This window comes from Pantoea anthophila (assembly GCF_006494375.1).
Taxonomy (GTDB): Bacteria; Pseudomonadota; Gammaproteobacteria; order Enterobacterales; family Enterobacteriaceae; genus Pantoea; species Pantoea anthophila.
Window position 1 is genome coordinate 532,858 of record NZ_VHIZ01000050.1, and the last position, 8,398, is coordinate 541,255.

The 8,398-nt window shown below is 53.3% G+C and carries 9 protein-coding genes and 1 pseudogene; 4 read left to right on the top strand and 6 right to left on the bottom strand.

The window, feature by feature from the left end; genetic code table 11:
- Nucleotides 1-5: 5 nt before the first annotated feature.
- The 4 genes from FJW00_RS14740 to FJW00_RS14755 form a co-directional block, all read right to left on the bottom strand.
- Entirely contained in the window at nt 6-1,370 is a 1,365-nt protein-coding gene (locus FJW00_RS14740; protein WP_140924615.1) for a cytochrome ubiquinol oxidase subunit I, read from the bottom strand.
- 359 nt (nt 1,371-1,729) lie between these two features.
- On the bottom strand, nt 1,730-2,695 hold the full coding sequence (locus tag FJW00_RS14745) for a magnesium and cobalt transport protein CorA (RefSeq protein WP_009091558.1): 966 nt from the start codon (nt 2,693-2,695) through the stop codon (nt 1,730-1,732).
- 103 nt (nt 2,696-2,798) lie between these two features.
- Nucleotides 2,799-3,818 (bottom strand): DUF481 domain-containing protein, encoded by a 1,020-nt coding sequence (locus FJW00_RS14750; protein ID WP_140924617.1) that lies wholly within the window; start codon nt 3,816-3,818, stop codon nt 2,799-2,801.
- Nucleotides 3,819-3,922: 104 nt separating this feature from the next.
- Nucleotides 3,923-4,519 carry a DUF1349 domain-containing protein gene (locus FJW00_RS14755; RefSeq protein WP_140924619.1) on the bottom strand — a complete coding sequence of 199 codons (597 nt, stop codon included), beginning with the start codon at nt 4,517-4,519 and terminating at the stop codon, nt 3,923-3,925.
- Between the two features lie 195 nt (nt 4,520-4,714).
- Between FJW00_RS14755 and FJW00_RS14760 the strand changes: the two genes are divergently transcribed.
- Nucleotides 4,715-4,951 (top strand): DUF2171 domain-containing protein, encoded by a 237-nt coding sequence (locus FJW00_RS14760; protein ID WP_003854080.1) that lies wholly within the window; start codon nt 4,715-4,717, stop codon nt 4,949-4,951.
- Between the two features lie 133 nt (nt 4,952-5,084).
- Here FJW00_RS14760 and ddpX read toward each other — a convergent pair whose 3' ends face one another.
- Nucleotides 5,085-5,672, bottom strand: a complete 588-nt coding sequence (ddpX, locus tag FJW00_RS14765; protein ID WP_140924621.1) for a D-alanyl-D-alanine dipeptidase — start codon at nt 5,670-5,672, stop codon at nt 5,085-5,087.
- An 862-nt stretch (nt 5,673-6,534) separates the two neighbouring features.
- Between ddpX and FJW00_RS14775 the strand changes: the two genes are divergently transcribed.
- The gene (locus tag FJW00_RS14775; RefSeq protein WP_058956340.1) at nt 6,535-6,768 is read left to right on the top strand and encodes a SymE family type I addiction module toxin; all 234 of its coding nucleotides are present in this window, start codon (nt 6,535-6,537) and stop codon (nt 6,766-6,768) included.
- A gap of 52 nt (nt 6,769-6,820) precedes the next feature.
- Here the strand turns inward: FJW00_RS14775 and FJW00_RS14780 are convergent, their stop codons facing one another.
- Nucleotides 6,821-7,069: a hypothetical protein gene (locus FJW00_RS14780; RefSeq protein ID WP_140028199.1), complete on the bottom strand. Its 249-nt coding sequence runs from the start codon at nt 7,067-7,069 to the stop codon at nt 6,821-6,823.
- Between the two features lie 450 nt (nt 7,070-7,519).
- Between FJW00_RS14780 and FJW00_RS14785 the strand changes: the two are divergent.
- Nucleotides 7,520-7,672 (top strand): annotated as a pseudogene (locus tag FJW00_RS14785) (tyrosine-type recombinase/integrase); the annotation flags it as partial.
- A 343-nt stretch (nt 7,673-8,015) separates the two neighbouring features.
- Nucleotides 8,016-8,398 (top strand): DUF3289 family protein (locus FJW00_RS14790; RefSeq protein WP_140924623.1); only part of this gene is annotated, 383 nt, incomplete at its 3' end.

The following is an 8,398-nucleotide window of genomic DNA, read 5'->3' on the forward strand; positions in this document are numbered from 1 at the left end:
CTCTCCTAATGGGGCGTTTTCAGCGCAATCACCACCGGTTCTCCCGATGGCATCTCACCTTTAACCCGGCGCAGCAGATAGCGTAAGCCGAGGGCGAAGGTCAGCGCATAGATCAGCAGCACCGCCACGAAGATGCCCAGCGTGCTGCTGAGTGACAGCGGCGAGACGCTTTGTGCGGTGCGTAACAGGCCATAGACCGTCCACGGCTGACGCCCGACTTCGGTCACGACCCAGCCTGACAACAGGGCAATAAAGCCCGCCGGTGAGAGCCATGTCAGCCAGCGCAGAAAGCGCCCCGACGTGGTCAGCCCTCCCCGCCAGCGCTGCAGATTCGCCGCCAGCGTGGTCGCCAGGATAATCACCCCCAGCCCCACCATCAGGCGAAAAGCGAAAAAGACCGGGAGCACCGGGGGGATGGCATCCGCAGGAAATTCGCTCAGGCTTTTAATGTGGCCGGAGAGGTTGTGGCGCAGATAGAGCGATCCGAGTGCGGGCAGAGTGACCTCCAGAATGTTGCGCTGCGCCTGCTGGTCCGGCAGCGCAAACAGCCGCAGAGGCTCCCCCTCGCCGGGGGCTGGCTGGTGCCAGCTGCCTTCCATCGCAGCCAGTTTAGCGGGCTGGTAGTCGCGGGTGTTTTCACCGTGCAGATCGCCGAGAACGATCTGTAGTGGCACCGCAAACAGCAGCAACGTCAGCGCGCTATTGAGCATCAGACGCGAAGCCGCCTCCCCGCTGAAATGGCGGAGTCGCCACGCCGCCACGCCCGCGATCATCACCGCCACGGCAATCAGGGACCCGACCACCATATGGCTGAAGCGCCACAGAAAGGAGGGTGCCTGCAAAAGCGACCGCCAGCTGTCCGCCAGAAAAACCCCGTTCGGATCCCGCGTAAAGCCGACCGGCGTCTGCATCCATGAGTTAGCGGCCAGAATCCAGAAGGCACTGAGCAGCGCGCCGAACGCCACCAGACAGGTCACAGCAAAATGCACGCCGGGCCGGATTTTGTTGAAACCGAACAGCATCACTCCGGTCAGGGCCGATTCGAGAAAAAACGCGACAAGCACCTCATAGAACATTAATGGCCCAATCACGCCGCCGGCCTGCTGTGAAAAGCGCGCCCAGTGCGTGCCGAACTGAAACTCCATGACGACGCCGGAGGCGGCACCTATCGCCACCGTCAGGGAAAAGAGCGTCAGCCAGAAGTGCAGCGCATCCCGTGCAGCCTGCTGCTTTCCCCACAGCCAGCGCGCCTCAAACCACACCAGAAAGGGGGCCAGTCCCAGCGTCAGCGCCGCCAGCATAATATGCATGCCCATGGTCAGCGCAAACTGCGTCCGGGCAATTGCCAGCACCCAGTCGCTGTCATTCATGGCAGTATCGTCCCGAATCCTCAGATCCGCCGGAGTGCGTGACGGATGAGGAGAGACACGCCGCCGCAAGCCGTTCTTTCATCTGACTCTCTCCTGATCTTATTGCCTCTCATCAGCGTCAGGCTTATTTCGCCAGACGGTAAGTCGCCTCTCGTTTTGTCAGTTTATCGTAGTGAAGAAATAAAAGTTCAGCCAGCATCGACCGGGAAGGAATAACAACACGTGCAGAACCACATTAATTGCTATCCGGTGAACAGCGATAAAAAAGATATTATCGCCGTGCCGGATGCGCTGCGCTTAAATAACGAAAATAAGCATTAAGCGAGGCGGAGAATTAATTCGTCCGCCTCTGTATTGCCCTACAGCCAGCCGGAGCGACGCAGCCTGGCCCACAATCCGCCGCAGGCAAGCAGCGTCAGCCCGACTGCCAGCGGATAGCCATAATGCGACTTCAGCTCCGGCATATGTTCGAAGTTCATGCCATACATGCTGAACACCACGGTCGGGATCACCAGGATAGCGCCCCACCCCGCCAGCTTTTTCACCACCTCATTCTGCTGCACCGTCACCAGCGCCAGATTGACCTGCATGGCACTGGTGAGCATCTCGCGCATATCTTCCGCATCGGTCACCACATGGCGGGCGTGATCCTGCACGTCCCGGATATAGGCACGCAGCGGGCGCGGGATCAGATCCTCATGCAGGTGAATAAGCTGGTTGCAGATCTCCTCCAGCGGCAGTGCCGCATTGCGCAGCTTCAGCAGTTGCCGCCGCACGGTATAGACCGCCTGTACCGATCGGCGGTCAAATTCGCTGGTGAAGAGATCGTTCTCCATCTGCCCGACGCGTTCGTTCAGTGAGGTGGAGAGTTCGGCATAACGGTCGACAATAAAATCGAGCAGGCAGTAGAGCGGATAACCCGGCCCCAGTTTCAGCAGCGCCGGGTTTTCAGCCGCCCGCTCGCGCACCGGACTGTAGCTCTCCGAAGCACCGTGACGGATGCTGATCAGGAAATTTTTTCCGACAAAGAAATGGGTTTCGCCCAGTTCACAGCTGTCATCTTTCGCACGCACCGTTTTCACCACGATAAACAGCGACTCGCCATAATGTTCGATCTTGGGCCGCTGGTGCGCATTCAGCGCATCTTCAACGGCCAGTTCGTGGAGTCCGAACTCTTCCTTGATCTTTGCCATAAACGCCGCGTCTGGCTGCCACAGGCCGAGCCAGATAAACGCCTCCGGCTCTTTAATCACGTCGCTGATATCCTCAACGTCTATCTCTTCGCCCGCGCATCCCGGACGATATACCCTGCTGCTTACGATCATCTTCTGTGTTCCCGTTGTGACAATAGAAGCAGCTTAGCCAATCCCGCGCCCGTAACCGGATAAAAACCGTAAGGATTTGCTGCAACAGTGTGTCGTCAGCGGGTTACCACTTCAGGCCTAATCCGGTGGAGAAGATCCCTTCGTTCAGGGTATCAGGAATGCCGCTGACCAGATTACGATGGTAGCCAACATGCAGGGTCGACCAGGAGGTCAGGCTGTAGCGCAGGCCAGCTTCCGCATCCAGCATGAATACGCCGTCGTCATCCAGCGAATGACCGACATCACCGTTGCTGTAGAGCGTGACCGATTTGCCCAGCAGATAGCGCTGATAGTTCCAGCGCAGCGAGCCGCCAAAGTGGCGCTCTTCCCGGTCATCGCTGTACCCATACTCAAAGGCGCCACCCAGCAGGGAGAGTGAGAAGCTGCTAAGTTCAGTGTCCCACAGTTGATAGCCGGGACCGGTGCCAATCAGTGCCTGGCGCGACAGATTCTCCACCCAGTCGCGCTTATAGGTGGCGCGTGCCTGCCAGAAGAACTGCTCCCGGAACAGATAGTCAACGGCGTAGCGCAGGCTGTAGTTGTCGGTGTTGACGCTCTCATTTTCCTGCTCGCGATTGTAGGTTGCGCCAATATCATGCAGCCATTTTCCCTGGTTCAGCTTGGTGTTGAGCGCAAAGCTGTAGTCGTCCGTTTTGGTAGAGGCTTTTTTAACCTTCATACCGGCGTCGATGTTACCGGTCCAGGCGAGCTGATCGCTGCGGACTTTGGCTTTCATAAACTCATCGATGCGCCTGACGGAGACCTGCTGCTCCTGCTCGTCGCGTTCCACCCAGACGTAGCCGGGATCAGAGGAGGAGAGCCGCACCTGATAATGTTCACCGGTTTTTTTGTTTTCAACATTCACCGGATTGTCGCTGGCGAGGGTGCTGACCGCATTCCAGTCCAGCGTGACCGTGCCGGCGTAATGCGTCTCTATTGCCAGCTTGCCATCGCTCAGGTAACGGATGGTGCCGGTGAGCCGGTCGCCATTATTCAGCCAGACGGTATCGGCGGCGGCCTGCTGAGCCCATCCGGCGCAGCAGCTGATAACCAGCAGTGTGGTAAACGAGGTGGCACAGCGCATAGCTTTCCCTGAAAAGGCGTCCTCCTGCATGGACGACGCGTCACCGCAAATTCTGACCTGACAATTAAGCCGATTCCGCGACGATATGCAATGTGCCGCCCCGGTTATGACAGGTCGTGCAGCTCTTTACTGAGGGGAGGCCCCAGCCTGAAGTCGGAAAAACGGATCGCCAGCCCCTGTCGCTCCGGCGAGCAGCCCATCACGCCGACAAAACGCCGCGCCTGACCGGGCCAGGGACAGAGCCGCAACAGTGGCCAGGTCAGGCCGTCGGTGGAGTACTGGATTCGCAATGCCGCCTTTTCCAGCGTGGCGCGCATCCAGAACTGACGCGCATCCCCGGGGAAAACACCGGTAGACCAGTCAGAAAACTCGCGCGTGACCACGCTGCCGATAGCAGGCTGGTCATCGTTAAACTCAATGCCTGCTTTAACCCAGTGCGTTTCACTGTCCTGAATAAACAGACCGGCCTGGTCATAAAGCTGGCTGAAGTCCGCCCTCACCTGCACCTGAACGGTAAAGTCATGTTCCACCCAGAAGCCAAATGCATGGCCGCTGTGCCGTTCGAAGCCGTACCAGGTACGCTGCCAGAAATCGCTGTTTAACGCGGTTTCAAACTGCAATGTTTCACCATCCAGACTGTGCACCGGCGGCTGATTAATCCAGACGCCGCCTTCGGCCGTTATTAAACTGACTGCTCTCATGGTCACTCCTTTCAGTAAGGTAAAACGCCTGCAGGCTGGCCTGCAGCGAGGTCATCGGTCTGATCATCATCGCCATCAGGGCCAGTCAGCTTAACTATTTCATTTTGTTAATCGCCTGGCTAAAACGGCATTTAACAGCCAGGCTTGTTTTGTCTGACGGCAACTGAACTCATTAAATATAAGGATTAAGCCACCATGGTAGATAAATCAGAAATTTTAGATCACGCCCAGGTTGTTGATGTTAACGGTGAACATGTCGGTATCGTCGATCATTTCGAAGGTGACGACAAAATTAAGCTGGCGAAAAGCGATCCGGAAGCGGGCGGCAAACACCACATTATTCCTTTCAGCTGGGTGAAAGAGGTTGACGATAATAAAGTCATCCTTTCTAAAGCCAAAGCTGACGTTGAAAGTGAGTGGCAGTCTGCATAATATCGCCGCCGTGGCTCCCGCCACGGCGTATTTATTTCACGTACCTGTTTCTGCGCCCTGCCCCGCCCGTTCTCTCAATCCCTATAAATTTATTACTGCATAAACTTTTCGCCGCTAATAAAACCTGTGTCCTTTACGAAGACAGGCTGATATTTTCCATTCGCGTTGCTGCATAGCAGCCGAATACCCCTTCGATGAGTGGATAGCGCCCGGCATCGGGCAGTTCAAAATGCCACCATTCAGTTGCAATGCCGGTAAACCCACCTCCCAGCATGATGGCATTGAGCAGCAGCCGGTTGCGCTGCGCCTGCACGGCTACCGCAGGATGATAAGGATGGGAGTGCTCGCTCATCTCATCAAAGCCGGTGCCCATATCCATTATCTCGCCGCGCTCGTCGATCAGCGTCACATCCACCGCCGTGCCCCGGCTGTGATTAGAGCCGAGTGCCAGGGGAACAACATAGTCCGGATTCGGGCACGCCTGCCAGAGGATCGCCTGCGCTTCAGGAGGCCGGTATGCGTCGAGAATGAGCAGCGTATAGCCCGCGACCTCTGCAATATCGATACTTTTCGCCAGCGCTTTCGCCGCATCAACGTGTAGCAGACAGCGCGCATCGCGGTAGATTGGCTGCCCGGTGAGGTTGTCGGCGGTGGCATATTTGAGATCGATGGCTAACTGAGGAAAGGCGTCAGCGATGTCTGTCAGATGGTTATTTTCCATGGTGGTGAGTTCCCTGTTTATGCGCTGTGTGGCGGGCTGGCCATGAACGGTGATGTTGAGGGGTATCATGGCACTGCGGCAGGGGGAAGGAAAGTGTGTGATGAGGCGTGCTGTGGCAGCGTGATTACTCAGTGTGGTGGCTGGCATATTTAAGGCTTCGCAATAGCTTCAGGATTCACCCACTCAATAGTGTCGACTCCGGTGTATGATGGGGATGCATACTGCCGCATTGATGTTCATCATTTCACAAAGGGTATCTCGCAATGAAAATAGGGATATTTATGGCAATCCTTTTCGCTTCCTGGGTTCTTATACCCGAAGGATTCATCAGATCATTGATTGCAGGTCACATTAATGGTGATGGTGAAAATGCTATGGATAGCTTCGAGTTCACAGTGATTCTACTAAAGGCCGTTTTTTCTGTGCTGCTTGCCTTCACTGGTATCTGGTTATATCACAAAGCTAAATGACGCTGTCTGTAAAAAGCGCGTCATCGGCACCCCGCTGAGTTTCAGGCGTAACCATAAAGACAAAAACAGGATAAGTGTAAGTAGCAGCGGCATTTTTGAGAGGGACTAAAGGCAAATAGTACAGATTCACAATATGAATTCCCGCCCAGAGCAGATATTACAGACCTCATAAGAAAGAAGAGATAAGCAAAATGTGAAATGGAAAGAATTCATTTTTCCAGAGAGGCATCGCAACATTATATTTAAGTTTCAGCGCGTTTACCGGGCAGAAGTTGTATATTTAAACAGGGAATAACAGAACGGGAAGCGCGAAAAGAGAGATTTTTGCGCGGCTGAAGCGGGCGGCAACCCGCAGCAGCCGCTGACCATAAGCAACTAAGAAGGAGTTGATCATGGCTGACACGCATCATAAGTCAGAGACACGCACATCCACAACCGCCGCCAGCGAATCGCGGGCGCATTATTACAGAGTGGGATACCGACCCAATAAAGGTCAGCCGAACCCGCTGCCACAGCTCACCATCAAGGGACGCTGGCTGGAAGCGCTGGGCTTTACCACCGGGCAAAAGATCGAGGTAATCACCGGGCCGGGACGGTTAATCATCCAGCTGGCGACTGAAGGGTAACTGGCTGACACATAATGTAAAATCCCGGCAACAAGGCCATGATTTACGTACATCACTCAGGATTTGAAGGCGAGGACGGTTTCTCTTTCGACATGAGACATTGTCCTACGCCAATAATCACCCCACATCCAATTGATATTTCAGCTGCTCTGACTAAGTCATTTCGATAAAAATCAAAATCACCTGATAAAAAATAGGATGCCAGAGATATAAATATTCGACCACCTACAAGAATAATGAAAAGGCCCACTACCCATGAAGAAATCAATAATAATAAGAGTTTAATTTTCTTATTTTGCATGACTCTTTTCTCCAGTTGCTGCTGAACTTTTTCAGCCAGGTTTTGTTCGGAACTTTCAGGATATTCAGAACCAGCAGATTCAGCTACTGCTCCTTTAATTTAGGTATAGAAAGTCTGGTAAGCCTGCCCGCTGATGTCCCCAGCCGTTGGCTTTCTACCCGGATTCGCCTTCCGCCTCTGCCGTCTTCATCTGCCCCGGCGTGACATCCTTCATCTGTTCGTTTGCGGCCTTCGTCGCGGCTATCTGCCCCTCTGTCCGTAGGATATCCGCCGCCCGGTTACTGATTTTATCTATCAGCTGCGTCTCACGCAGCCGGTTCTACTCACGCTCCTTGTCAAATAGCGGCGACAGCGTCTGGTTCGCGTGCTCTGCGGCTCAGCTCGCCCCCATTCACCCGCCACCTTCGTCACCGAGCTGTCGCTGCTCATAACCGCCCAATCCAGTTGCGAGTGAAAGACTTCCGCTTTCATGCCCTAAGACACACCTAAGCGAACTGCTTAATCCAGTCTGGCGTTCCGCTGTCCGCGCTGCAGGAAATAGGCGGATGGGAAAGCATCGAAATAGTGCGTCGATATGCTCATCTGGCACCTAACCATCTGACTTAACATGCGCGCAAAGTTGACTCACTTTTGGAGGAAAACAACACAAATATGACATAAGGAGAAAATCAGGTAGGGTGGAATATGGCGTAAGCCACTGAAATCGATGCAGGATTATAACTTTCGAGCCAGTTATCTGTTGCATATGTGATTTTTTCATTTAAATTTGTGATCTGCCTCCAAATATGACTCTTTAGAAAATGACTACTCTCACGGCTAAAGTTCATCACTGCATGATCGTGTGGGCGTCGATGACTCTGAACAATGTTGAGAAGATTCTTAACCTACTTTACAAACAGAAAATGTATAATACTCAAACATTTGAATAAAAGGGATTGATTTTTAAATGAAAGGAATCGACAAAAAACTGATCATCTTCACTACAAAAAAAAGATTCAATGACAGAAATGCCGATGACATGCAAAGTGGCGATATGGATGTTGATTTACTAAAAAAGCATTATCATCTCGGGCAAGTATCAACTTTCATCGATTGGGCTACTTTTGGTCCCTCCTATCAGCATCCTGCTACTCACTCTATACAGCCGGTTAATAGAGAAAAAGCTATTGCGATATTATATGATGAGCTACGATCTCAGTCCTATGCTTTTTCTTTCCGAGGACCATACCAAGGCTTGATTATAAATCTTTTCAATCACATGGAACGTAGTAATGGAAATGATTTTCAACATCCTTTTATGAACAATGCCTACAGAAATCTCATATTGAG